General features: G+C 71.1%; 19 protein-coding genes. 7 read left to right on the top strand and 12 right to left on the bottom strand.

The genetic code is table 11. From position 1 onward, the window contains the following. Nucleotides 1-37 precede the first annotated feature (37 nt). Entirely contained in the window at nucleotides 38-1,525 is a 1,488-nt protein-coding gene (locus tag ACU6WY_RS08965; RefSeq protein ID WP_483819321.1) for a DEAD/DEAH box helicase, read from the bottom strand. Between the two features lie 150 nt (nucleotides 1,526-1,675). On the opposite strand from ACU6WY_RS08965, the gene ACU6WY_RS08960 reads away from it, so the two are divergent. Then, nucleotides 1,676-2,389, top strand: a complete 714-nt coding sequence (locus tag ACU6WY_RS08960) for a ferritin-like fold-containing protein (RefSeq protein ID WP_483819320.1) — start codon at nucleotides 1,676-1,678, stop codon at nucleotides 2,387-2,389. 69 nt (nucleotides 2,390-2,458) lie between these two features. Here ACU6WY_RS08960 and ACU6WY_RS08955 read toward each other — a convergent pair whose 3' ends face one another. Together ACU6WY_RS08955 and ACU6WY_RS08950 are read right to left on the bottom strand one after the other, a co-directional pair. Continuing rightward, complete coding sequence (locus ACU6WY_RS08955) at nucleotides 2,459-2,746, bottom strand: hypothetical protein (RefSeq protein WP_483819319.1); 288 nt, start codon at nucleotides 2,744-2,746, stop codon at nucleotides 2,459-2,461. A gap of 10 nt (nucleotides 2,747-2,756) precedes the next feature. Beyond that, nucleotides 2,757-2,981, bottom strand: coding sequence for a DUF3107 domain-containing protein (locus ACU6WY_RS08950; RefSeq protein WP_483819318.1), 225 nt, complete (start codon nucleotides 2,979-2,981; stop codon nucleotides 2,757-2,759). Nucleotides 2,982-3,141: 160 nt separating this feature from the next. Here ACU6WY_RS08950 and ACU6WY_RS08945 point away from each other — a divergent pair, with 160 nt between their 5' ends. Further along, nucleotides 3,142-6,309, top strand: a complete 3,168-nt coding sequence (locus tag ACU6WY_RS08945; protein WP_483819317.1) for an ATP-dependent helicase — start codon at nucleotides 3,142-3,144, stop codon at nucleotides 6,307-6,309. After that, a complete protein-coding gene (locus ACU6WY_RS08940; RefSeq protein WP_483819316.1) occupies nucleotides 6,306-9,593 on the top strand; it encodes an ATP-dependent helicase in 3,288 nt (1,095 codons plus the stop codon). Before ACU6WY_RS08945 ends, ACU6WY_RS08940 begins: the two co-directional genes overlap by 4 nt. A gap of 36 nt (nucleotides 9,594-9,629) precedes the next feature. Here ACU6WY_RS08940 and ACU6WY_RS08935 read toward each other — a convergent pair whose 3' ends face one another. After that, nucleotides 9,630-11,066, bottom strand: a complete 1,437-nt coding sequence (locus ACU6WY_RS08935) for a phosphotransferase (protein ID WP_483819315.1) — start codon at nucleotides 11,064-11,066, stop codon at nucleotides 9,630-9,632. A gap of 64 nt (nucleotides 11,067-11,130) precedes the next feature. Here ACU6WY_RS08935 and nudC point away from each other — a divergent pair, with 64 nt between their 5' ends. Beyond that, complete coding sequence (nudC, locus tag ACU6WY_RS08930; RefSeq protein WP_483819314.1) at nucleotides 11,131-12,042, top strand: NAD(+) diphosphatase; 912 nt, start codon at nucleotides 11,131-11,133, stop codon at nucleotides 12,040-12,042. Then, a complete protein-coding gene (locus ACU6WY_RS08925) occupies nucleotides 12,039-13,793 on the top strand; it encodes an ATP-dependent helicase (protein ID WP_483819313.1) in 1,755 nt (584 codons plus the stop codon). The genes nudC and ACU6WY_RS08925 overlap by 4 nt, the downstream gene beginning before the upstream one ends. Nucleotides 13,794-14,532: 739 nt before the next feature. Here the strand turns inward: ACU6WY_RS08925 and ACU6WY_RS08920 are convergent. Next, nucleotides 14,533-15,957: a zinc-dependent metalloprotease gene (locus ACU6WY_RS08920; RefSeq protein WP_483819312.1), complete on the bottom strand. Its 1,425-nt coding sequence runs from the start codon at nucleotides 15,955-15,957 to the stop codon at nucleotides 14,533-14,535. Between the two features lie 124 nt (nucleotides 15,958-16,081). Between ACU6WY_RS08920 and ACU6WY_RS08915 the strand changes: the two genes are divergently transcribed. Continuing rightward, nucleotides 16,082-17,221 (top strand): YlbL family protein, encoded by a 1,140-nt coding sequence (locus ACU6WY_RS08915; RefSeq protein ID WP_483819311.1) that lies wholly within the window; start codon nucleotides 16,082-16,084, stop codon nucleotides 17,219-17,221. A gap of 43 nt (nucleotides 17,222-17,264) precedes the next feature. After that, nucleotides 17,265-20,195 carry a UPF0182 family membrane protein gene (locus ACU6WY_RS08910; RefSeq protein ID WP_483819310.1) on the top strand — a complete coding sequence of 977 codons (2,931 nt, stop codon included), beginning with the start codon at nucleotides 17,265-17,267 and terminating at the stop codon, nucleotides 20,193-20,195. A gap of 102 nt (nucleotides 20,196-20,297) precedes the next feature. Here the strand turns inward: ACU6WY_RS08910 and ACU6WY_RS08905 are convergent, their stop codons facing one another. The 7 genes from ACU6WY_RS08905 to idi are packed head-to-tail and all read right to left on the bottom strand — an operon-like array spanning nucleotide 20,298 to nucleotide 25,888. Continuing rightward, the gene (locus tag ACU6WY_RS08905; RefSeq protein WP_483819309.1) at nucleotides 20,298-21,191 is read right to left on the bottom strand and encodes a prenyltransferase; all 894 of its coding nucleotides are present in this window, start codon (nucleotides 21,189-21,191) and stop codon (nucleotides 20,298-20,300) included. Further along, entirely contained in the window at nucleotides 21,188-21,496 is a 309-nt protein-coding gene (locus ACU6WY_RS08900) for a lycopene cyclase domain-containing protein (protein ID WP_483819308.1), read from the bottom strand. The genes ACU6WY_RS08905 and ACU6WY_RS08900 overlap by 4 nt, the downstream gene beginning before the upstream one ends. Next, on the bottom strand, nucleotides 21,493-21,852 hold the full coding sequence (locus ACU6WY_RS08895) for a lycopene cyclase domain-containing protein (RefSeq protein WP_483819307.1): 360 nt from the start codon (nucleotides 21,850-21,852) through the stop codon (nucleotides 21,493-21,495). The genes ACU6WY_RS08900 and ACU6WY_RS08895 overlap by 4 nt, the downstream gene beginning before the upstream one ends. A gap of 1 nt (nucleotide 21,853) precedes the next feature. Continuing rightward, nucleotides 21,854-23,410, bottom strand: coding sequence for a phytoene desaturase family protein (crtI, locus tag ACU6WY_RS08890; protein ID WP_483819306.1), 1,557 nt, complete (start codon nucleotides 23,408-23,410; stop codon nucleotides 21,854-21,856). Next, nucleotides 23,407-24,276: a phytoene/squalene synthase family protein gene (locus tag ACU6WY_RS08885; RefSeq protein ID WP_483819305.1), complete on the bottom strand. Its 870-nt coding sequence runs from the start codon at nucleotides 24,274-24,276 to the stop codon at nucleotides 23,407-23,409. Before ACU6WY_RS08885 ends, crtI begins: the two co-directional genes overlap by 4 nt. Continuing rightward, a complete protein-coding gene (locus tag ACU6WY_RS08880; protein ID WP_483819304.1) occupies nucleotides 24,273-25,340 on the bottom strand; it encodes a polyprenyl synthetase family protein in 1,068 nt (355 codons plus the stop codon). The genes ACU6WY_RS08885 and ACU6WY_RS08880 overlap by 4 nt, the downstream gene beginning before the upstream one ends. Beyond that, entirely contained in the window at nucleotides 25,337-25,888 is a 552-nt protein-coding gene (gene idi / locus ACU6WY_RS08875) for an isopentenyl-diphosphate Delta-isomerase (protein ID WP_483819303.1), read from the bottom strand. Before idi ends, ACU6WY_RS08880 begins: the two co-directional genes overlap by 4 nt. Nucleotides 25,889-25,891: the final 3 nt, after the last annotated feature.

The following is a 25,891-nucleotide window of genomic DNA, read 5'->3' as shown; positions in this document are numbered from 1 at the left end:
CTCACGAAGAGAGACGGCGCCGCGATGTTCTCGGGACTCAGGCCACCGGGGCCGCGTTTCCGGCTCCCGCGCCACCCGAGCGACGACGCCGACGACGACGCGGTGCCGCGTTGCCGTCGTGGTGCTCCTTGCCGCCGCCGTCGTGCGTCCCGGCCCCCGCGGCGCGGGGTGCGTCGGTCGCCGCGCTCTCGCCGGTGGCACCGGACCCGCCGCGACGGCGCCGACGACGACGCGCAGCGCCCTCGCCCGTGGCATCCGTGCCCTCGGTCTTGTCGGAGGCCGGAGCCTTCTCGGAAGCCGGGGCCTTCTCGGCCTTGGGCGCCGCGGCCGCCTTCGGGGCGGTCACGAGCCGACCCTTCGTGCCCTCGGGGATGTCGAGGTCGGTGTACAGGTGCGGGCTCGAGGAGTACGTCTCGACCGGTTCGGGCTGACCGAACTCGAGCGCGCGGTTGATCAGGGCCCACTTGTGCAGGTCGTCCCAGTCGACGAAGGTCACCGCGATGCCGGTCTTGCCCGCACGACCGGTACGCCCGGCCCGGTGCAGGTAGGTCTTCTCGTCGTCGGGGATGGTGTGGTTGATGACGTGCGTGACGTCGTTGACGTCAATGCCGCGCGCGGCGACATCGGTGGCGATCAGCACGTCGCGCTTGCCCGCCTTGAAGGCGGCCATCGAGCGCTCGCGCGACTCCTGGCTCATGTCACCGTGCACCGCGGCGGCGTTGAAGCCGCGGTCGCCCAGCTCGTCGACGAGCTTCTGCGCGGCCCGCTTGGTGCGCGTGAAGATCACGCTCTTGCCGCGTCCCTCGGCCTGCAGAATGCGGGCGATGACCTCGTCTTTGTCGAGCGAGTGCGCTCGGTACACCAGGTGCTTGATGTTGGCCTGCGTGAGCCCCTCGTCGGGGTCGTTCGCCCGCATGTGGATCGGGTTCGACATGAACCGGCGGGCCAGGGCCACGATCGGCCCCGGCATGGTGGCCGAGAACAGCTGCGTGTGACGGACCGGGGCAACCTTCTGGAAGATCTTCTCGATGTCGGCGAGGAAGCCGAGGTCGAGCATCTTGTCGGCCTCGTCGAGAACGACCTCGACCGCGCCCGACAGGTCGAGCAGACGCTGGTTGCTGAGGTCGATGAGTCGACCGGGGGTTCCGACGACGATCTGGGCTCCGGCCTTGAGCTGGTCGATCTGGCCCTCGTAGGCCTTACCGCCGTAGATCGCCACGACGCTGGTCGCGCGGTTCTGGGTGAGCATGTCCATGTCTTCGTAGACCTGGACGGCGAGCTCGCGCGTGGGGACCACGATGAGGGCCTTCACGCCCGGCTCCGGGTTCTGCCCGAGGCGCTGCACCACGGGGATGCCGAAACCGAACGTCTTTCCGGTTCCGGTCTTGGCCTGACCGATGATGTCCTGACCGGGGAGACCGAGGGGAATGGTCTGCTCCTGGATCGGGAAGGCATCGACGATGCCCTTGGATGCGAGGGCGTCGACGATGTCTTGGTCGACGCCGAGCTCGGCGAAAGTCGTCATGAGCGTGCCTGTTCCGGCGGTGAGAGACCGCCTGGGGAGTCGGATCCACGCCCTCCACTCGTCCACAGGCGCGGGGCCCCGATCCATCGCCGGGGCGACTCCACTCTACCCGGCACGTGTTTCGGGGCCCCGGCGCCTAGGCTGTACAGCGTGTTCGGATGGTTCCGTCGTCGTCGCCCGGTCGGTCGCACGCTGCAGTTGCGCTCGCGCGGAGACCTCGGTGATGCCATGCGCGTGGACTTCGCGGAGCTCGCGCCCGACGTCGAGACGTTCCTCGGCCAGGCGGCGTACCTGCAGCTCGGCTTCTTCGAAACGCTGAGCGAGCTCATCGCGTCGACGCCCGAGCTGGCCGAGAAGGAGTCGCTCTCGCGCGCAGCGGGCGCCGCCCTGATCAAGCACCAGGCGATCGTCGGGCTCATCCGCGAACGCGGGGCCGATCCCACGCAGCTGATGCTCCCGTTCCGTGAGTCGCTCGACGCGTTCCGGCGCAACACCCACGGGGTACGCCCGCAAGAGACGATGCTCTCGGTGCATATCACCGCGGGACTCCTCGACGACTTCTACCTCGCTCTGTCGTCGAGCTACGGCGACACGGGTCGACGCGTGGCCCGCATTCTCAAGGCCGACGACGACCGTTATGCCATCGTCGAGATCCTCGGCGCCGCGATCGCGAGCGACGAGGAGTGGCGCTGGATCCTGGCGCTGTGGGGGCGGCGACTCGTCGGCGACACGCTCCTCGTGGCCCGGGCGGCGCTCGCCCACCCTCGTCTCGACCGCGACGAAGAGGCGAAGGTGGAGCCGGTGTTCACCGAGCTCATGGGCGCGCACGCGCGTCGAATGGATGCCATGGGGCTCGCTGCCTGACACCGAGCGCGGCGACTCGCCTGGCACGGAGCCCGGCGACGGCGTCGCGGCCGTGGGGGCTGTCGCGCGTCAGATGCCCCGGCGCGCGCGCTCGTCGGCGTCAGCACGCTCTCGCACGCGCGAGAGCAGGGGAATGAGCACGAGGGTGGTGGCTGCGGGAGCGACGACGGCGACGATCCACAGGATCGGCGAATCGACACCGAGCCCTGCCCACGTCGCCGCGGTCCACACGACCCCCGACGCCGCGGCTCCGGCCAGCGGAGCGAGCGCGGCGCCGCGGAGGTCGCGGTGGCCGAGGGTGAAGTGAACGGCGAGGCCGACGACCGCGCCGATGATCAGCCCGAGAAGGATCTGCACGGCGGTGTCGTCAGGCGACGAAGCCGACCCGGCGCGACTCCTCGGTTCCGAGCTCGATGAACGCGAGGTTCGCCGTCGGAACGATGTAGGAGTTGCCCTTGACGTCGGTGAAGCTCAGGTGGCTGGCGGACTGGTCGAGCGCGGCGGCGACCGTCGACTTCACGGCGTCCGAGCCCTCGTTGGTCTCGAAGTTCAGCTCGCGGCCGGTGTTGGTGATACCGATGCGGATCTCCACGTTGCGTCCTTTCCGCCCGGGCCTCTCGGTCTTCCCGGCGCGATGCTCCGACTCTACGACAGCCCGCGGAGGCCATGACCCGCGCGGCGGTCCGCTTCGCGGACGGCGAACGGAGCGGGTCGCCGCCGTGGTGTCGGAGGCCGCGGCTAGCGTGGAACGCATGCAGAACCCGGATGCCGTCACCCGCAGCCGTGACGGCGACCGGATCGCCCTCCGGCCCCTGGCGCTCGACGACCTCGACGACGCGCAGCGCACCGTGGCGTCCTGGGGGGCCGACGCCAGCGGCGCGGTGGTGGGAGCCCCCGGATCGGGGAAGACCTCGACGCTTCTCGCGCGGGTGCGCGCGCTGATCGACGAGGGCGTCGACCCCGACCACCTGCTCGTCCTCACGCCGACTCGCCCGGCGGCCACAGCATTGCGCGATCCGCTGGCCCTCGCCGTCGGTCGCGCCACCTCCGGTGCCGTGGCACGGTCGCTCGCCTCGTTCGCGTTCCAGCTCGTGCGCGGGGCAGAGGTGCGACGCGGGGCTGAGCCCCCGCAGCTCCTCACCGGCGGCGATGAAGACCAGATCATCCGCGAACTGCTCGACGGCGACGCCCTCGACGAGGCCGAGGGTCGATCGCGCTGGCCGGAGTGGCTCGGCGCATCGATCCGCGCCACGCGCGGCTTCCGCGGCGACCTGCGCGCCTTCTTGGCGGAGTGCACCGATCTCGCGATCGCCCCGGAAGACCTCCCCGCCCTCGCCGACCGTCACGGCGTGCCGGTATGGACGGCGGTCGGCTCCTTCGCCGCGGAGTACCGGGCCGTCCGCGCCGAGATGCGCGGGGCTCACCGCGACGCCGCCGATCTGGCCCGAGAGGCCGTCGCCGTGCTGCACGAGGCCGCCGCCGAGCGTGAGCTCCTCGGACGCTTCGCCTCGCTCCGCTGCATCCTCGTCGATGACGCGCAAGAGCTCACGGCGGGCGGCATCGATCTCTTGCAGGCCTGCCGGGCGCGGGGGATCGGCGTCGTCGCCTTCGGCGACCCCGACGTGGGATCGGGGGCCTTCCGCGGCGCCAGTCCCGAGAACTTCGCGCGACTCGCCACCGAGCTCGGAACGATGGCTGCCCTCGGATCGCCGCACCGCGGCACGGCCGAGCAGATCGACCTCATCCGCACCGTGTCGGCGCGCATCGGCGCGGCCGGAGTGGTCGCGCACAGGCGACCGCCGTCCGGCGCCGCTCCCGAGGGGTCGGTGCGCACGTTCCTCCTGCGCTCCCCGGCGGAAGAGGTCGACGCCATCGCGCGGATCCTTCGCGAGCGGCACGTCCTCGACGGCGTGCCGTGGGGGGCGTGCGCGGTCATCGCCCACGATTCCCGGCAGGTCGCGTCGCTCGAGGCCGAGCTGGCCGCGCGCGAGGTTCCGGCGCGCGCCAGCGGTCCGGGGCTCGCGCTCGGCGCCCAGCGGACGGTCCGCGACCTCATCGCCCTGGTCGAGCTCGGCATGCGCGAGCCCGACCTCTGGTCGGCCGACGCCGTCGTCGACGTGCTGCTCGGCACGTACGGCGGGCTCGACCCCATCGAGCTTCGACGTCTGCGCACCGCGCTGCGCCACGAGGAGGTCGGGAGCGGGGGCGTCCGCACCGCGAGCGACCTGCTGGTGTCGGGGGTGCGGCATCCGCTCGAGTTCGAAACGATCGACACGCGCGAAGCTCGGCGGGCCGCACGCCTGGGGGAGACCTTGGCCGCCCTCCGGGTCGGCGCCGAGGCTCACGCCACCGCCCATGAGCTGCTGTGGACCGCATGGGAGCGCAGCGGGCTCCTTCGCCCGTGGCGCGAGGCGGCGCGCGGCAACGGTCCGGTGGCCGAGCAGGCCGATCGCGACCTGGATGCCATCGTCGCGCTGTTCCAGGCGGCAAAGCGCTTCACCGAGCGCGAGCCCGACGGCGAGGCCGCAGCGTTCCTGCGCTCGGTGCTCGACAGCGACGTCGCCGAAGACCGGATCGAGCAGCCCGCCGTGGTCGACACCGTCCGCGTGCTGACCCCGGCGGCTGCCGCCGGTACGGCGTTCGACACGGTCGTCGTCGCCGGCGTGCAAGACGGAGTGTGGCCCAATACCCGGTTGCGCGGGGGCCTCCTCGAGACGTGGCGTCTCGCCGATGCCGTGCAGTTCCCTGACCTGCCCGCCGCCGGCATGCTCGATCGCCGCCGGGCGGCGATGCACGACGAGCTTCGGCTGTTCGTGCGCGCGATCTCCCGTGCTCACGCGCGGCTGATCGTCACGGCCGTCGACGACGACGACACCGGCCCGAGCGTGCTGTTCGAGATGCTCCCGACCCCCGAGCCCGCGTCGGCCGTCCCGGAGCACCCGTTATCGCTCCGCGGTCTCGTCGCCCGTCATCGCCGCACGCTCACGGCACCTCGCGTGGCCGCGTCCGACCGGCGCCACGCGGCGGGCCAACTCGCCCTGCTCGCGTCGGCGGGCGTCGCGGGAGCGGCCGCGGATCAGTGGTACGGGGTCGCGGCGCCGAGTTCGACGGCGCCGCTGCGCGACCTCACCCGCGAAGACGTCCGCGTCTCGCCGTCGAGGCTGCACGCCCTGGAACAGTGCGAACTGGACTGGGTGATCGGCGACCTCGGCGGAGACCGGAGCGGAACCACGGCGGGCATCGGCACGATCATCCACGCCGCCCTTGAAACGGCGGCTTCGGGCAGCGAAGACGACCTCTGGTCAGTGGTCGACGAACGCTGGGGTGAGCTGGTCTTCGACGCGGCCTGGCGGGAACGCGCCGAACGGGTGCGTGCGCGCGAGCTCGTGCGCCGGCTCGCCGCCTACCTCCGCCGGTTCGACGACGCCGGCGGACGCCTCGTCGGGGCCGAGCGACACTTCGACGTGCCCATCCCCGTCGACGACGCGGGGGAGCACCGCGCGATGCTGAGCGGCGACATCGACCGCGTCGAGATCACCCCGCAGGGTGAGGTAGTGATCGTCGATCTGAAAACGGGCAAGAACGAGCCGCAGACCGACGCCAAGGTCGCCGACAACCCGCAGCTGGCCGCCTACCAACTCGCCTTCGCATCCGGGGCGATCGAGCCGGTCGCCGGGCTGCCCTCGGGCGGGGCGAAGCTGCTCGTGCTGCGGCCGACCGCCGCGACCAAGGACTATGCCGAACCCCGCCAGGCCCCGTTCGACGACGACGCCCGTGAGCAGTTCGTCGCCCGCGTCCAGCGGGCGGTCGGCGTCATGCGCGGCCGGAGCTTCGCGGCGCCGTATGAGGTGCACTGCCGCGACGAGTTCTCCTTCGGGCTGTGCCGTATCCACACCGTCTCGGCGGTGAGTGCCTCGTGAGCGCCCTCCTCCCGGCGGCGACGATCGCCGCGGCGCTGGGCCAGTTCCCGCCCACCCCCGAGCAGACCGAGGTCATCGAGGCACCGCTCTCCCCGGCTCTCGTCGTGGCGGGCGCCGGCAGCGGCAAGACCGAGACCATGGCGGGTCGCGTGGTCTGGCTCGTGGCCAATGGGCTCGTGCGCCGCGACGAGGTGCTCGGCCTCACGTTCACCCGAAAGGCCGCGGGCGAGCTGGCCGAACGCATCCACCGCCGCCTGCACCGGCTGTCGGAGTTCGAATCGAGGGGTTTGCTGCCCGTGCTGCCGGCGCTGCACGCCGCCGGGCGCCTGGCGGTCTTCGCCGAGCTGGCCACTCGCGAGGGGGCTCGCGGCGACGAGGAACGGCGGCGGGTGCTCGATGCCCTCGCCCACGAACTCGGGGTCGACGCCGCATCCGGTGGCGACGACGACCAACTCCTGCATCGGCCCACCGTGTCGACGTACAACAGCTTCGCCGACGCGATCGTGCGCGAGCACGGTCTGCGCATCGGACGCGACTCCGAGTCGGCGATTCTCTCCGACTCGGCGGCGTGGCTGCTCATGCGGCGGGTCGTCTTCACTTCGGACGACCCGCGGCTGGAGGAGCGCCAGGAGTCGCCGCGCACGCTCATCGACGCCGCGCTGCGCATCGCTCGCGACGGTGTCGACAACCTCGTCGATCTGGATCGCCTCGCCGCCTTCCCCGAGGAGTTCGCGCGCGTCGTGGAGCGGCCGTCGACATCGTCGCGGGTGACCGTCTACAAAGACGTCGCCGAGGCGGCATCGCGGGTGTCGGCTCTGGGAATGCTGGCGGGGCTCGCGGCCGCGTACGACCGCGAGAAAGCGCGGCTGGGCGTCATGGACTTCGCCGACCAGGTCGCCGGGGCCCTCCGAATCGTTCGGGAGCATCCCGCCGTCGTCGACGAGCTGCGGTCGCGCTATCGCGTGGTGCTGCTCGACGAGTATCAAGACACCTCCGTGGTCCAGACCGACCTGCTTTCGACCCTGTTCGCCGAGACCGGTGTCATGGCCGTGGGCGATCCGCACCAGGCGATTTACGCGTGGCGTGGCGCGAGCGCGGGAAACCTCGGCGGTTTCCCGGCCGCGTTCGCCCCGGGGGGTGGATGCCGGGAGTTCTCGCTCCTCACCAGCTGGCGCAACAGCGCGCGGGTGCTGACGGCGGCCAACGCCGTGCTCGCGCCCCTGGCGCCCCGCTCCCCGGTCGCCGTCGAGGAATTGCGCTCGCGTCCCGGCGCTCCCGAGGGCGTGGTCGAGACGTTCTTCGAGCGGGATCTCGACACCGAGGCCGACCGTGTCGCGGCGTGGTTCGCCGGGGTGCGGGCCGCCCGTGCGGCGGAGGGTCACCCGACGACCGGGGCGGTGCTCTTCCGGAGCAAGAAGCACATGGTGCGTTTCGGTGATGCGCTCGGGCGCCGTGGCATCCCGCACCGAATTCTGGGACTCGGGGGGCTTCTCACCACCCCCGAGGTCGTCGACGTCGTGTCGGCGCTGCGGGTGATCAGCGATCCCGAGGCCGGCTCGGCGCTCATCCGTCTGCTCGCGGGCCCGCGGTGGTCGATCGGTCTCGCCGACCTGCGTGCCCTGGCCCAGCTGGCGCGTCGCCTCGCGACCCACGACGCCGCGCTGCAGCCGCTGGCCCCCGACGTCGTCGACCGGCTGCGGTCGACCCCCGGGGCCGACCGGGCGTCGCTGGTGGACGCGCTCGACTTCCTGGCCCGGCAGACCGACGGTCACGGCTGGCTGAGCGACATCACGCCAGACGGACGATCGCGGCTGCGGGAGGCGGGATCGGTGTTCGCGGGGCTCCGCCGTTCCATCGGCGCCCCGATTCCCGAGCTGATCCGCCTGATCGAGGCCGAGCTGCGGCTTGACATCGAGCTCGCGGCGAACGAGTCGCGCGGTTCGGCGCGCACCGCGTCCGCGCAGTTGCGTGCCTTCGTCGACGAGATCCGCGGCTTCCTCGCCGCCGACGAGTCGGGGTCGGTGACCAACCTCCTCGCGTGGCTCGATCACGCCGAGCAGGCCGACGAGTTCGCCCCGCGCACCGAGCCCCCCGAAGACGACGTCGTGCAGTTGCTCACGATCCACGGATCCAAGGGGCTCGAGTGGGATGCCGTCGCGGTGGTGCGCCTGGTCACCGACGAACTGCCGTCGCTCGCGCGCGACACGAAGGGCTGGCTGGGTTTCGGCATCCTGCCGTCGGAGTTCCGCGGTGACTCGGCGTGGCTGCCGGTGCTCGGGTGGCGTGGTGCCGAGACGCAGCAAGACGTGAAGGCGGCGATTGACGCGTTCGTCGAGGCCAACCGGCAACGTCAGCTCGACGAGGACCGCCGGCTGGCGTACGTGGCCTTCACCCGGGCTCGCGATCACCTGCTCCTGTCGGGATCGAGCTGGTCGGGAACGAAGCGTCCGCGGCGTCCCAGTGTCTTCCTCGACGAGGCGACGGAAGCGCTCGGCATCGACCTCGGCGTCGATGATCCCGGCGACGATCCCTATGACGGCGAGCGGCGTCTGCTGCACTGGCCGCTCGACCCGCTCGGCGCCCGATGCACCGCGATCACCGCCGCGGTCGACGAGGTCGCGGCCGCGCGTGCGCGCCCGGCGGATGCCCCGGATGCCGACCTCGAATTGCTCCTCGCCGAGCGCGCCGATCGTCTTCGACCCACGCACACGCCGGCGCCGACCCGCATTCCCGCCTCACGCTTCAAGGACTTCGTTTCGGACTACGCGGGGACCGTGGAGGAGTTGCGGCGCCCGCTTCCCGAGCGTCCGTACCGGCAGACTCGCCTCGGCACCCTCTTCCACGCGTGGGTGGAGAAGCGCTCCGGTCTCGTGGGGGCGGGAACCGGGCTCGACGACGGCGGGCTGTGGGACGACGAAGACGAGGGTGCGGCCGCCGCGGATGCCGCGGAGCTGCAGCGGCTCAGGGAGATCTTCGAACGTTCGGAATGGGCGCACCTGCAGCCGCTCGAGGTCGAGACGGAGATCGACTTCGTCACGACGCTTCTCGACGGGCGCCCGCACGTCGTGATCTGCAAGCTCGACGCGGTCTACCGGCGCGGCGATCGGTACGAGATCGTCGACTGGAAGACCGGGCGGCCCCCGGCCTCAGAATCGGAGCGTCGCTCCCGGATGCTGCAGCTCGAGCTGTACCGCGAGGCGTACCACGCGAAGCACGCTATTCCGATGGATCTGATCGACGTGACGCTGTTCTACGTGGGCGACGAGATCGTCCTCCGGGGGTGATGCGCGGGCCGCGAAGCTGAGGCGGACGCCGCCCGCTCACGCCCCGTCGCGCGAGACTCCCCATCGGCGGAGGGCGGCCCGGGTTGCCCGCGCGGCCTCTTCTTCGTCGTCGAGCGGATCGGCACGGGCGGCGTTGCCGCTCGGTGCCGCTTGCGAGGCGCTCGTGGTCTGCGGGTCGTCCGGCTCCCGATCAAGACGTGCCTCCCGGGCCGCGGGCTGTTCGCCCGCGTCGGAGGGGGATCCGCCCGTCCAACCGTCGAGGTCGATCGGCGCGGTGGGACCGGGGTCGTCCGGCTCCGCGTCGTCGATCTCACCGAACGACGGGGCACTCGTCGAGGCATCCGGGATCGACTCGTCGGCGGCCAGTGCCTCGGCGAGGCCCGCCGCCGCTGCCTGCCGGTCGCGCTCGGCCGAGAGGTACAGCGACAGCGCCTCCGGGTCGTACGCGTCGGTCTGCATGGAGGTGTCGACCGCGGTCGCCGCGGTCGGCGGCATGCGTTCGACGAGGGCCATCGCGTCGTCGATGTCGGAGCGCGTAGACGGCACGATGTGGTCTCCGCGCACCCCGTCGGCCAGCGCCGTGAGCAGGGCGACGGCGTCGGCGACGACGTCGGATTCGCCCTCGTCGTGGCCGTGCACGAGCCACTTGGCGAACTCGAGCTCGGCGTAGAGGCGGGCGCGCTCGCGCAGGAGCGGATCGGGGGAGCGTTCCCCGGCGGCGGCATAGCCCTCGTGCACGTCGTCGGCGGCGGTCGGTGCGGAGGCGAGCCAGCGCAGGTCGACCGCGGGGTCGCCGACGCTCAGGCCGGCCCAGTCGAGGACACCGCTGACGTGCGGGATGCCGTCGGCGTCGTCGGTGAGGAGGATCGACGCGCTCGTGGCACCGCCCAGCACGACCGCCGACTCGAAGCGCCACAGGTCATCGACCTGCAGGGCACGTCGCCAGCGCATCATGAGCCCGTCGGGGACGCGACCGGTCGCGTCGGCGCGATCGAGCAACCGGGCGACATCGTCACGCACCTGCTCGGGCGAGCGAACGGGCAGACCGTCGGTGCGCACGATCGACACGGGCAGGGCGTGGACGGCCGCGAGGGCACCGCCGATCGCCGGCGCGTAGCCGGGCCCCTTGGGGAGCTCCGCCGGGTCGATGCGATACCCCTCGATGACGTCGACCACGAGCACGCGCTGCGCTCCTGAGCCGTTCTCTCCGATGACGGTCGGTGCCGCGAAGGGCAGCAGCGCCCGAACCCCCGGAGTCAGGGCGTGGAGGGCGCGCGACTCCGCGGCCAGGTCGGGGGAGGTGTCTTCGGTCGCGGGCATGCGAACGACGACCGTCCGACCATCGTCGAGGCCGAGCAGAGCCGAGTCGAAGCGTCCGCTCGCGTTCTCGGTCAGCGGGGCGGCGCTCGTCACACCGATCCGGGGCAGGGCCGCCGTCGCGGACGCGGCTAGAGTGAGGGGCGAGCGTGCCATGCCCCCAGGGTAGGTCGGTCGCTCTCTTGTTCCCCCCGCGCCACGCCCTTGAGAGAGGTGTTCGATGCCGCTGCCCGCTTCGTCGGAGCCCGGTCGATGGCCGGGAGGAGTCCTCGACCGTGCCGGGGCGGAACGCGACGTCGACGACCTGATCGGGCGCGAGCGCGGCGGCTCGGCGACGCGAGTGCTCCTGGTCCACGGCGACGCGGCACCGGTGTCGGAGGGGCGTCTGCTGTTCGCCCCCGTCGAGGCCGTCACTCGCGCCCGTGCCTGGGCTTTCCTCGGGCGGGCGTCCGACGCGGCCGCCCTGCTCGTGGCGGTCGTGGACGAGGAAGCGGATGCCGCTCTGCCGTCTGACGCGCGGTGGGCGCCGTTGCGCGCGGTCGGGGGCGACCTGCCCCGCGAGGAGGCGGAGATCCTCGGCACCGCCGTGGCGTTGGCGGGGTGGCTGCGCGACGCCGCGTTCTGTCCTGCGTGCGGGGCGGAGACCGTGCTGCGGCACGCGGGGTGGTCGCGCCACTGCCCGAGTTGCGGTCGCGAGCATTTCCCGCGGACGGATCCGGCGGTGATCGTTCTGGTCACCTCCGCGGAGGATCCGGACCGTGTCCTCCTCGGCGCCAACGCGGCCTGGGGCGGGAGCCGGTATTCGTGCTTCGCCGGGTTCGCCGAGGCGGGCGAGTCGCTCGAAGACACCGTGGCGCGTGAGGTGTGCGAGGAATCGGGCGTTCGGCTCGAGAACATCGCTTACCGCGGTTCGCAGGTGTGGCCGTACCCGCGATCTCTCATGCTGGGCTTCCGTGCGCAGGCGGTCCGCGACGACGAGGCCCGTCCCGACGGTGAGGAGATCGTCGAAGTGCGCTGGTTCGACCGCGCCGAGATCGGCGCGGGGTTGCGCGGCGAGTCCGCTGTGCAGCTCCCCGGGGCGGCGTCGATCGCGTACCGCCTCATCGATGACTGGTACCGGGGGAACTCGTGAGCGTGGAACCGCTGAGCGGCCTCGACGAGCATCAGCTCGAAGCCGCCCGTGCATTGCGCGGCCCGGTGTGCGTCTTGGCGGGCGCCGGCACGGGGAAGACCCGGGTGATCACGCGGCGGATCGCCCATGGCGTCGACACCGGTGCCTACTCGCCGCAACGGGTGATGGCGGTGACCTTCACCGCGAAGGCCGCCGGTGAGATGCGTGGTCGGTTGCGTGCGCTCGGTGTGACGGGCGTGTCGGCGCGCACGTTCCACGCGGCCGCGCTGGCGCAGGTGAACTTCTTCTGGCCCACTCTCGCGGGCGACCAGGCCCCGAGCATCATCGACAACAAGGTGCGGATGCTCGCGCACGCTGCGGACGGCGTGGGGCTGGCGCCCGACACCGCGACCCTGCGCGATATCGCCGCGGAGATCGAGTGGCGCAAGGTCACGATGCGCTCGATCGAGCAGTACGCGGCCGACCGCCCGGGAGGGATCGGGCGGCTGACCGTCGACCAGGTCGTCGCCCTCCAGGGCGCGTACGAGAAGCTCAAGGATGAGCGACGGCAGATGGACTTCGAGGACGTCCTGCTCACGTGCGCCGGCATGATCGAGGCCGAACCCCGTGTGGCGGCGGCGGTGCGCGAGCAGTACCGGCACTTCACCGTCGACGAGTACCAGGACGTCTCGCCGCTGCAAAACAGACTTCTCGAGCTGTGGCTCGGTGATCGGCGTGATCTGTGCGTGGTGGGCGATGCGAGCCAGACCGTCTACTCGTTCACGGGCGCCGACGCCCGCTACCTGCTCGAGTTCGCGCGTACGCACGACGACGCGCGCGTGGTCAAGCTCGAGCGCAACTATCGCTCCAGTGCTGCCGTCTTGGCGGTGGCGAACGACCTGATGCGCGGGCGCGCGGGTGCCCTCGAACTCGTGGCGGCGCGCGAGGATCCGTCGCCCGTCCCCACCGTTCGCGCCTACGACGACGAAGAGGCGGAAGCGGAGGGTGTGGCGGCGTCGATCGCGGCTGCCGTGCGCGAGGGGGTCGATCCGCGCACGATCGCCGTGCTCTATCGCTCGCACGCGCAGTCGGCGGCGGTGCTCGGCGCGCTGGCGAAGCACTCGATCGCGGCGTCGGTGCTCGGAGGACGCAAGTTCTTCGATCTGCCGGAGGTTCGGCAAGCGCTCATGGCTCTGCGCGCCGCCTCGGTGGCGCCCATGGAGACCGGCTTCTTGGCCACGGTGCGCGACGTGTTGCGCAGCGTCGGCCTCACCGACGATCCGCCCGCGGCAGGCGGGGCTCTGCGCGAGGGATGGGAAGCGCGGGCGGCGCTGCTGCGCCTGGCCGAGGAGGCACCCGCCGGCACCGACCTGCGGTCGTTCACGGACGATCTGCAGGCACGCGCGAAGGACCAGCACGAGCCGGCGACGCGCACGGTGACCCTGGCCACGCTTCACGCCGCGAAGGGGCTGGAGTGGGATCACGTGTACCTCATCGGGGTGAGCGAGGGCCTCCTGCCGATCTCGTACGCGACAACGTTCGACGCGGTCGATGAGGAGCGCCGCCTGGCATACGTGGGCGTCACGCGTGCGGCGCAGACGCTGTCGGTGAGCTGGTCGCGGGGACGGGGACGGTCGGAGCGGACGCCGTCGAGATTCCTGCGAGAGATCGGCAGCGGCAGTCTTCGCTCGGCCGATGGACTTCCCAGGCCCGCTGGAGCGAGTCGACGCGCAGGCGCAGCGAACGGGACACCGCGCCGGGCGGATCGCTGAGCAGATGGCGTGCGGCCCGGCCGGCCTCGGCCGCCAGAGTGGGGTCGACGTCGGGTCGGGGCCGAGCCAGCAGCTGAGCGGCCACGAGGGGCCACGAGGGATCGTCGCGCCGGCGCGTGGCATCGAGACAGGCCAAGCACGCGGTGTGCCCGGGCACCACGACGGGACCGATGAGCGCGGTGGCGCCGTCGAGCACGAGCGGAATGTGCACCACGTCGTCGCGCACCAGGGCGACGGCTCGGCGCGGATCGACGCGATGCGCGGCGAGGAGGACCACCCGCGTGCTCGCCGGGACGTCGTCGGTCGCGTTACCGGCCCAGTCGATCCGCCGGGTACGCGGAGGGAACGCAGCCAGTGCGGCGCGGACGGTCGCGGGAGGGAGGTCGTCGGTGGTCTGGACGACGATCGGTCTCGCGCGTCGTCGCCGGATGAGGGCGGGCTGAACGCGCGCGATCAGAGCGTCGGCGTCGGCGTCGCGGTCGCCGTGAAGACGGGCCAGGCCGCGCACGGCGGCACGCGAGGTTCCGGACTCGAGGGCAGCGAGTGCCGCATCGGTCCAGGGGGCGATCTCGGTGATGCGCGCCCGCGCCGGTGAGCCGAACTGCACGCTGCCGTCGTCGCGCCAGAGCGGGGGAGCGGAGGGATCGATTCGAAGCATGCCCCCATGCTGACCCGGCTCGCGAGCCGGGAGCGGTTCTCCCCAGGGCGATCGTGCGTCATCCGCCCTGGGGAGAAGGGGTCAGACGGGGCGCTGGTCTCCCGGTGCCGGGTCGTCGTCGTCGGGGTCGGAGGAGTCCGTGGCCAAGGGGCCGGCAGGATCCGACGGGTCCGCGGTGCCGGCGGTCTCCTCGGCGATGAGCTGTGCGAGCGCGTCATCCATGGCATCTGCGGGAGCCGCTTCACCGCGTGACTGCGCGGTCAGACGGGCGACGAGTCCGGCGGGGTCGTCGATGTCGTCGGACGAGGGCATGAGGTCGGGGTAGTCCCACAGGGCGTCGCGCCCTGCCACGCCGACCGCGTCGGTCACGGCGCGCCACATGGCGGCTGCTTCGCGCATGCGTCGCGGGCGGAGCTCGAGCCCCACGAGCGAGCCCAGGGCCTGCTCGGCGGGTCCGCCCACGGCGCGGCGCCGCCGCACGGCCTCGGCGATCCGGACGGCCGACGGCAGGCGCGCGGTGGCGTCTTCGGTCACCACGTCGACCCATCCCTCGATGGTGGCGAGGAGGTTCTCCAGCCGGGTCAGGGCTGCCGTCTGCTCCTCCGAGCGCTGCGGGAGCAGGGCACCGCTCTCGAGTGCGCTGCGCAGCTCATCGGGCTGTGACGGATCGAAGCGTGAGGCCAGCTCTTCCAGGGCATCGGTATCGACGTGGATGCCGTGCGCGAATTCGCGCACCTGGGAGATCACGTGCAGCCGCAGCCAGCGCGCGTGTCGGAACAGACGCGCGTGGGCGAGCTCGCGCGTGGCCAGGTAGAGCGCCAGCTGGTCCTCGGGGATTTCGAGATCGCGGCCGAAGTCGGCGAAGTTCTGGGGGAGGATCGCGGCCTCTCCGTCGGGCATCACCGGGATGCCGACATCACCACCGCCGACGACCTCGGTCGAGAGGCGTCCGACCACGTGGCCGAGCTGGGTGGCGAACAGCGAGCCGCCGACGGTGCGCATCAGGCGCCCGGCGCCGGCGATGAGGTCTTGCATGTCGTCGGGAGCCTGCTGGCCGAGGGCGTCGGTCAGAGCGTCGGCGATGCTCGTGGCGACCGGCTCGGCGAGCTCCTGCCAGACGGGCAGCGTCGCGCTCACCCAGGCGCCGCGCGTGACCGCCTTCGCCGGGTGCGGGAGGTCGGCGATCGTGGTCGCCTCGCCCAGCCAGAGGGAGGCCAGGGTGAACGCCTGGTCGAGGTCGGTGCGCTGACCGGCGGAAACGCCGAGGCCGTCTTGGTTGGCGATGTGCAGCGCCTGGCGCTCGGCCAGGCCCCAATCGATCCCCTCCTGGGCTCCGGAGAACGCGCCGCGTAGCTGGTTCATGACGGCCTGCATCATGGCCGGGTCGATCTGCATGCCGGAGAGGCGCGAGAGCTGTTCCGGGTCGAGCCCGGAGGTGTCGCCCGACATCAGGCGCCGCATGAGCTCCTGGAACTCCTCCTCGGGGCTCCGGTCGTCGTCTGCCACTTCAGCCGCCTTTCAGCCAGGTCTGGGGGAACGGGATCTACGCTAGTCGCACGATTCCTCGCTCCCCTCGGCTCGGCCCTTCGCCGCTTACGCCGCGCGCGAACGACCCGGCTACGGAGGCCCTGTGACCCTGTTCGACGAGAGCGTTTCCGTCGTTCCCGCCCCGCGGCGACGCCGGAACCGGTCGACGGTCTTCGGGCTGTGGTCGCTGGCCGTGGCGACCCTCATCCTGTTCGTCCTCACGTTCCTGCCGAGCCCCTATGTCATTCAGCAGCCGGGGCCCGTGCTCAACACCCTCGGAACGTCGCCCAACGCCGACGGAGAAGAGATCCCCCTGATCACGGTGCCGGAGGAAGACGACACCGCCTCGGCGGGGCAGCTCGACCTGGTGACGGTGCAGATCAACGGCAACCGGCAGCGCACGCCGAGCTGGCTCGAACTGGCCCAGGCCTGGTTCGATCCCTCGCGCGCGGTCGTCCCGGTCGACCGCATCTTCCCCGCGGGGCAGACGACCGAGCAGCGCAACACCGAGAATGCGGTGCTCATGACCGACTCGCAGATCGAGGCGTCTGCGGCCGCCCTGCGCGAGCTCGGCTACGACGTCCCGCAGGAAATCGTGGTGGGCGCGGTCGAGGACGCCGGCGCCGCGTCGGGGGTCGTCGAGGTCGGCGACGTGATCACCTCGCTCGACGGGACACCCGCGACGAGCGTCGACGAGGTCCGCGCAGCCGTCCAGGCGGCCGCGGGCGCCCCGGTCGTCCTGGGCATCGAACGAGACGACGAGGCTCTGCAGGTCACCGTCACCCCGCAGGAGGGGGCGATCAGAGACGAGCCTCAGTGGCTCCTGGGGGTCACTCTCGGCCTCGCCTTCGACCTCCCGGTCGACGTGACGATCCAACTGAACAACATCGGCGGCCCCAGCGCCGGCATGATGTTCGCGCTCGGCATCATCGACAAGATGTCGCCGGGCGACCTCACGGGTGGCCAGCACATCGCCGGCACGGGCACCATCAACGCCGCGGGCACGGTGGGAGGCATCGGCGGCATCCGTCAGAAGCTCTACGGCGCACGGGATGCCGGCGCCACCTGGTTCCTCGCTCCGCAGGCGAACTGCAACGAAGTGGTCGGCCACGTGCCCGATGGCATCCGCGTGTTCGCCGTGTCGACGCTCGAGGATTCGCTGAATGTTCTGCAGGGGATCCGCGACGGCGGCGACCTGGACGCGCTTCCGGCCTGCGACGGGACGGCTGCCCCGACGCCGTAGCATCCACGGCTTACCCCCAGAGGGCGCGGCTTAGGATGGGGGAGTGACCACGACCTCAGCGCCGAACCAGGCCACGCCCCCGAGCCGCTCCCGACGAATCATCTCGATCAGCCTGGCGGTCATCGCCGCGCTGGTCGTGGCGTTCTTCCTCTTCGCGAACCTTTATGCCGACTGGATGTGGTTCTCGCAGCTGGGCTTCACCGAGGTGCTTGCCACCCAGTGGATCGCACGCTCGGTGATGTTCGTCGTGGGCTTCCTCGCGATGGCGGTCCCCGTGTGGGGTGCCATCCAGCTCGCCTACCGTCTGCGACCGGTGTACGCGCGCCTGAGCTCCCAGCTCGACCGCTACCAGGAGGTCGTGGAACCGCTTCGTCGCCTGGCGATGTGGGGCATCCCGGTGTTCTTCGGCTTCTTCGCCGGCTTCGCCGCGTCCGCGCAGTGGGAGACCACCTGGCTGTGGTTCAACGGTGTGGCCACGTCGACGACCGATCCGCAGTTCGGTCTCGACACGGGCTTCTACCTGTTCGGTCTGCCCTTCTACACCACCGTCGTCGGCTTCGCCTCGGCCGTGGCCCTCGTGTGCCTGCTGCTGACGGGCGTCGTGTCGTACCTGTACGGATCCGTCCGCGTCGGACAGCGGGAGCTGCGCATCTCCAAGGCCGCCCGCATCCAGCTCGCGGTCCTCGCCGGCGTTTACCTGCTGCTCCAGGGTGCGAGTCTCTGGCTCGATCGGTACACCACGCTCGTCACCCCCGAGGACCGGATCACCGGACCCGGGTTCGTGGGCGTCAACGCCGTCATCCCCGGACAGACGATCCTGGCCATCGCCGCGATCATCGTGGCGCTCGCGTTCTTCGTGACCGCGGTCATCGGCCGGTGGCGCTACCCCCTCATCGCCACGGCCCTGCTCGTGGTGTCGGCGATCGTCGTCGGTGCTGCGATCCCGTGGGCGGTCAACACCTTCCAGGTGCGCCCGAACCAGCTCGCGCTCGAGAGCCAGTACTACCAGCGCAACATCGACAGCACGAAGGCCGCCTACGGCATCGACGCCGTCGAGAAAGAGAACTTCGAGGCCACGACCACGGCGCAGGCCGGACAGCTGCGCAACGACGCCGCCTCCACCGCTCAGCTGCGCATCATGGACCCGGCCATCATCGGTCCGACCGTGCGCCAGCTCGAGCAGTACCGCGCGTACTACCAGTTCGGTAATCCCCTCGATGTCGACCGCTACCAGATCGGCGGACAGACCCAGGATGCCGTGGTGGCCCTGCGCGAGCTGAACATCGGGCAGCTGGGCGACGCCGCCACGTGGCAGAACACGACGCTGGTGTACACCCACGGTTACGGCATGGTCGCGGCCGCCGGAAACGAGCGCACCGAAGACGGCGACCCCGTCTTCCTGGAGCAGGCGATCCCGGGCACGGGCTTCCTCACCGACCTGGAGTACGAGCCGCGCGTCTACTTCGGCGAGCAGTCGCCGCCCTACTCGATCGTCGGCGGCCCCGAGGGCGGCGAAGACATCGAGCTCGATTACCCGATCGGTGTCGACGGGGGGACCGAGACCCGCACGACGTTCCGCGGCGATGGCGGCCCGAGTGTCGGTAACGTCTTCAACCGCCTCATCTACGCGCTGAAGTTCCAGTCCGAGCAGATCCTGTTCTCGGACTACGTCAACTCCGAGTCGCAGATCCTGTACGACCGCGACCCCACCGAGCGCGTACAGAAGGTCGCGCCCTACCTCACGCTCGACAGCGACCCGTACCCCACGGTCGTCGACGGCCGCGTCAAGTGGGTCATCGACGCGTACACCACGAGCGCGAACTACCCGTACTCGTCGAGCGTCTCGCTCTCGCGGGCGATCGCGGACTCGAACACCCCGTCGCCGACGTATTCGCTCGACAACATCAACTACATTCGCAACTCGGTCAAGGCCACCGTCGATGCGTACGACGGCAAGGTCACGCTCTACGCCTGGGACGACGAGGACCCGATCCTCCAGTCGTGGCAGAAGGTGTACCCCTCGAGCCTCCAGCCGTGGAGTGAGATGTCCGCCGACCTGATGAGCCACGTGCGCTACCCGACCGACCTCATGAAGGTCCAGCGCTCCATGCTCGGGGTGTACCACGTCGACGACGCGCGGTCGTTCTTCCAGCAGGACAACCGCTGGACCACCCCGAACGACCCGCAGGACCCCAACGCCCTGCAGCCGCCGTACTACCTCACGATGCAGATGCCGAGTCAGGACGCCCCGTCCTACTCGATGTTCACGAGCTTCATCCCGGCCTCCCAGGGCGGCCAGGCGCGCAACGTGCTGACGGGCTATCTGGCGGTCGACTCCAATGCGGGCGACGAGGCCGGGACCAAACGCGACGATTACGGTCGTCTGCGCATGCTCGTGATCGACGGGGCGACGACGGTCCCCGGACCCGGTCAGGTGCAGAACACGTTCGACTCCGACACCGCGGTCTCGTCGCAGATCAACATCCTCCAGCAGGGGCAGTCGCAGGTGCTCAACGGCAACCTGCTCACCCTCCCCGTGGGCGGCGGTCTGCTCTACGTTCAGCCGGTGTTCGTGCAGTCGTCCGGCGGCACCCAGCTTCCGCAGTTGCGGCGCGTGCTCGTGGCCTTCGGCGACAAGATCGCGTTCGAGAACACCCTCAGCGAGGCGCTGGACGCCCTGTTCGGCGGCGACTCCGGCGCTGATACGGGTGACGAGGCGGTAACGCCCGACGACGGCGCCGACGGCGCAGACCAGGGCGGGAGCGCCACCCCGGACGCCCCCGCGGCACCCGCCGGCGACTACGCCGCGGCGCTCGCGGAGGCCCAGGCGGCCCTCACCGCACGCCAGGAAGCACTGACGAGCGGTGACCTCGCCGGCTTCGCGACGCAGGATGCCCGCCTGACGGCGGCCGTGGAACGGCTCATCGAGCTGCAGGAGCAGGGCCAGGGCGGCGGGGAGACCCCCGCGGGCTGAGGTCCCTCTCTGAGAACGCGAGACGCCGGTGCCCTTCGGGGCATCGGCGTCTCGCGTATCGGCGCCGGCCAGGTGCTGGCCCCCGGGCGGGGGTGGGGCGCGTCACGCGCTCAGGAACCACCACCAGATCAGCAGCATGGTCGTGCCGAACCCGGCGATCTGGTTGAGCCAGAGGAAGCGGTTCCATCCCGCCGTCGCGCTGTCGGAGGTGGCATCCGTCACGTTGCGGTACGGCCACACCACGACGAGGTACGGGATCACGAGCAGCGCGGCGAGGGGCCCCGGCCACGCGGTCAGCAGCATCGCGACGCCGGCGAGGGCGTACGCGGCCAGCGCGAAGCGCACGGTCCAGCGCGCGCCCCGCGCCGTCGCGATGGAAGAGATGTCGGCGGCGCGGTCGGCCTCGACGTCCTGCACCGCTCCGAACGCATGGGACGCGACGCCCCACAGCGCGAACGCGACGAGAGTTGCCACGAGCTGCCACGTCCATGTCGCGCCGGCCAGCACCAGCCCGTACACGGCGGGCGAGAAGAAGTGGATGCTGCTGGTGACGGAGTCGGCGAACGGCCGCTCCTTCAGGCGGAGCGGGGGAGCGGAGTAGAACACCACGAAGAACAGGCTGAGGGCGAGCACGAGCCACGACAGCGGTGAGCCCAGGATCACCAGGATCACGACGAACGGCAGGCACGACAGCGCCGCGGCCCACAGCGTGATCGGGTGCATTCGACGGTCGAGCACCGCGCCGTGCGTGCCACCCTTGCGCGGATTGCGCAGGTCGGACTCGTAGTCGAACACGTCGTTCACGCCGTACATCGCGAGGTTGTACGGCACCAGGAAGAACGCGATGCCGACGAGGAGCGCGGCGTCGATCTGACGCGCGGTGAGCAGGTACGCCGCGGCGAAGGGGAACGCGGTGTTGATCCAGCTCACCGGCCGCGACGAGACGAACAGTTCGCGCACGATGCGCCCGGGGGTGAGAGCGGCGGGGGTGGTCATGCGGGTTCCCTCCGGGCGGAGACGAGCGTGTACAGCGCCGGCACGAGGAACGCGGCGCAGACGGGATAGGCGAAGTCCTCGAGGGGGGCCAGACCGATCCGGATGCCACTGAGGTGCTCCGGCGGATACGAGAACAGGTCGACCGCGATCATGACGTTGTCGAAGATCGCCGTAAGAACGATCAGGGCGAGGGCGGTCAGCGCCGAGGTGCGCATCCGGCGGCCGAAACGCGGACGCCGGGCGCTGAGCAGCGTGATCACGACGGTGGCAGCGACGAAGGGGAGGACGATCAGCGGATACGTCACGACGCGGACCCTCTCGCGGGGGTGTCCGCGGGGTTCGTGGCATCCCGTCTCTGCTCGAGACGACGGAACACCGTCCACAGCATGATCGCGAGGTAGTTGAGGAAGATGAGGAAGAAGACTTCCTCCAGGGGCAGGTGCGGGGCGAGATCGACGCCGACGAAGAGCGGACTGGAGCCTTTGACGAACACGCCCGTGACGATGCCGACGGCATCCCACAGGAGGAAGAAGAGGGTGCCCAGAGTCACCGCCAGGACGGTGCGCCGGGGCGCCGTGCGCAGCGACAGACCGACCTTCAGGTCGATCGCGATCGTGCCGGCGAGCGAGAAGAGGATCGCGCCCAGGTAGACCCCGGGCACGTCACACCGCCGTGTGCGCCGGCTCGGTCAGGGGCCCCGCGGTGCGGTCGCCCGTCATCCGCTTGACGACGAGCTCGGCCGAGATGAGGCACATCGGCAGGCCGATCCCCGGCAGCACCGACGTTCCGGCGTAGTAGAGGTTCTGCACCTTCTTGGACCGGTTCTTCGGGCGGAAGATCGCGCTCTGGCCGAGCGTGTGCGCGAGGCCCAGGGAGTTGCCGTGCCAGGCGTGCAGATCGGTGGCGAAGTCCTCCGGCGAGATGGTGCGGCGCACCACGATGCGCTCGGCGAGATCCGGGATGCCGGTCCACTCGGCGATCTGCGCGATGACACGGTCGGCCGCCACCTCGATCCGGGCGTCGCCGTCGCCCTCGATGCCGCCACGACCGCTGACGGGGTCTGCGGGGACGGGGACGAGCACGAAGAGGTTCTCGTAGCCCTCGGGTGCGACCGAGTCGTCGGACGCGCTGGGCCGGCAGACGTAGATCGACGCCGGGTCGGGGATGCGCTTGTTCTCGCCGAAGATCGCGTCGAAGTTCGTGTGCCAGTCGTCGGTGAACAGGAGCGTGTGATGCGTCAGCTGGGGGAGCTCGCCCTTGACCCCGAGAAGGAGCAGCAGGGCCCCGGGGCTCGGGACGCGATCCTTCCACCACTTCTCCGGGTACTGGCGGTCACCCTCTTCGAGCAGCTGGGTCTCGGTGTGGTGCAGGTCGGCTCCCGAGACGACGGCGTCAGCGGAGACGACGCGGCCGTCGGCGAGGCGAACGCCGCGGGCGATGCCCCCGTCGGTGAGGATCGCCTCGACGGGCACGCCGGTTTCGATCTGCACGCCGCGCTCACGCGCGAGACGCTCGATCGCGGCGATGATCTCGGTGAAGCCGCCGCGCGGGTAGAGCACCCCATCGCCGAGATCGAGGTGGCTCATGAGGTGGTACAGGCTCGGTACCTCGAACGGAGAGCCTCCGAGGAACACCGACGGGTACGCGAGGATCTGCTGCAGCCGCGGGTTGGCGAAGTCGCGGGTGACACGCTTCCACAGCGTCTGGGTCAGGAGCGGCACGAGCGTCGGCAGCCGCTTGACGAGCGCCGGGTCGCGCAGGCCCTGCGTGGAGGAGTACGGGTCGTAGAGGAACTTCGACGTCGAGAGCTCGTAGGCGTCCTTCGCCGATTCGAGGTAGGCGTCGATCTTGTCGCCCGAACCGGGCTCGTGCTGCTCGAAGAGTGCCCGTACCTCCTCTCGGCCCGAGACGATGTCGATCGGGTCGCCCTTTCCGGGAGGACCGTAGACGCGGTACGCCGGGTCGAGGCGAACGAGGTCGAGCTGTTCGGCGGCGCTCGTGCCCAGGAGGCGGAAGAAGTGGTCGAACACCTCGGGCATGAGGTACCAGCTGGGGCCGGTGTCGAACCGGAAACCGTCGCTCTCCCACGAACCGGCGCGTCCGCCGAGCTGGTCGCGCCCCTCGAACAGGTGCACCTCATGACCCTGGTCGGCCAGCAGGGCGGCCGTGCCGAGGCCGGCGATCCCTCCTCCGACGACGACGATGCGCTGCGAGGTCATGACTGGGCCCCTTTCGGTGGGCGTCCGAGGAAGGCGCGTGCGGCGAGTGTCGCCTTCACGCCGTCGGGCACGCGGACGCGTGGTGCGCCCGCGGGAGTCCGGCGCAGGCGCCGGGAGAGTTCCGCGAACAGGTCGTGCGCGGCGGTGACCGCGCGGCGACAGTCGGGCGGGAGGTGGGGAATGGTGGATGCCGCGGCGGCGAGGTCGGCGTCGATCCGGTCGAGCACGGCGACACGTCGATCGTCTCCCGCTGCCCCGTCGAGGTAGTCGCGGCCCAGACGCTCGGCGTCGTCGTCGAGATCGCGGAGGAAGTTCACGTCTTGGAACGCCGCCCCGAGGCGCCGCGCCCCGTCGACGAGATCGGGAGCCGGACGCGCGGGCGCGGACATGCCGGCGTTGAGGAACACCTGCAGACACATGAGCCCCACGACCTCCGCCGACCCGTAGACGTAGGCGTCGTGCGAGGCGTCGTCGTGGGCCGCGGTCTCCAGGTCGGTCCGCATCGACGCGAAGAACGGGGCGATGAGGTCCTCGCCGATGCCGCATTCACGAGCGGTCCGAGCGAAGGCGTGCACGATGAGGTTGGCGCTGAACCCCGAGGCGATGGCATCCCGCACCTCGTTCTCGAGGGCGTCGAGAGTGGCCCGTTCCTGGGCGGGGGAGAGCCCGGCGTCGTGGGCCGGTCCGTCGACGATCTCGTCGGCCACGCGGACGAGGGCGTAGATGTTGCGCACGTGCGGGCGCGGACGCGGTCCGAGCAGGCGGCAGGCGAGGGCGAACGACGTGGAGTAGCGGTGGATGACCGCGGCGGCGGCGGCGTCGGCCGTCTGCGAGTACAGGGTGAGGCCGGTGACGCTCGCGCTCACGGAACGCGCCCTTCCACGGCGTCGACGAGGTCGAGGAGCATCTCGCGGCACTCATCGGGGAGCGTGGAGGCCGTCACGATCGCGCGCGCTTCGTCGAGGGTGTCGCGCACGAGGTCTTCCAGGCGGGTCCGCGCCCCCGACGCGCTCAGCGCGCGCTGGGCGGCGCGGATGGCGACGGGGCCCGTGTGCGCCTGAGCCAGCGCTTCGCTGACCGTCGGCCAGGCCTCGGTCTCACGGGCGAGCACGATCAGGTGGGTCTTCTTGGCCTCGCGCAGGTCGCATCCCTCGTCTTTTCCGGAAAGCTCCGTGCTCCCGAAGGCGCCGATGAGGTCGTCGACGAGCTGATAGGCCAGGCCGAGGCGCTGACCGAACCGCTGCAGCGCGGCGCGGACCGGACGGTCGGCCCCGGCAAGGACTGCGCCGGCCTCCAGCGGCGCCGAGAACGAGTAGACCGCGGTCTTGTCGTGCGTCGTCCGCAGGATGGTCTCCGCGTCGATGTCGGTGGCCGACACCGCGTTCTCGACGTCGGCGAGCTCACCCGCGGCCGAGATCAGCACCGCATCCTCGACCAGTCGCAACAGCTCGCCGCGGGCTCCCGTCGGGAGGTCGGCGAGGGCGACCAGTCGTCCGGCCTCGTGCAAGAGAAGGTCGCCGGCGAGGATGCCGGCCGCGTCTCCGAGAAGCGCCGCCCCGGTGGCATCCGCCCCGCGATCGGCGCCACGGGCACGGAACTCCCCGCTGACGTTGGGGACGCCCCGGCGCTCGGTGTCGTGATCGATGACGTCGTCGTGCACGACGAACGCCGTGTGCAACAGCTCGAACGCCGCCGCGACCTGGTAGGCGGCCGCGCGATCGCTGTCGCGCCCGCGGAGGGTGTCGAAGACGGCGACGACGAGAAGGGGACGGAACCGCTTGCCCCCGGTGGTCGATCGTCCGATGGCGGATGCCAGGGCTCGCGCGCCCTCTCCGTGGTCGTGCAGTCGGCGTTCGAGTCGCGCGATGACCGTGTCGATGGCCTCGTCGATGGCCGCGCGGGCTGTGGGAGTCGTGGACAGCGCGATCATGAGGCCGCCCGGATGGCCGCGGGCGGCGAGAACAGGTGAAGCTGCTGGGCCTGAAGAACGAGCCACGGGCTGAACGCCCACGGGGTGGCCTCGAGCGCCGCGGCAAGGTCGGCCGGATCCACCCAGCGGGACTCCGCGACCTCCGACGGGTTCAGACGGGGCTCTTCGTCGGTGTGGGCGATGTACACGGGACAGATCTCGTGTTCCACGATGCCGCTGGCGTCGACGGCCCGATAGCGGAACTGGGGGAGCGCGAGTTCGACATCGCGGAGCGTCAGCCCCACCTCGAACGCGGCCCGGCGGTGCACGGCCTGCACGACCGGCTCTGCGGGCCCGGGGTGCCCGCAGAACGAGTTGGTCCAGACGCCCGGCCAGGTCTTCTTGTCGAGCGCACGACGGGTGACCAGCACGTTCCCGTCGGAGTTGACGACATGACACGAGAACGCGAGGTGCAGTGCCGTGTCGGTGCTGTGCACACTGGCTTTCGGCGCCGTGCCGATCTCGTTGCCCCAGTCGTCCAGGAGGACGACATACTCGGTCTCGCTCATCGT

The organism is Microbacterium sp. ZW3a (genome assembly GCF_057167165.1).
The sequence above is the reverse complement of the archived record's forward strand: the minus strand, read 5'-3'. Positions and strand labels throughout refer to the sequence as shown.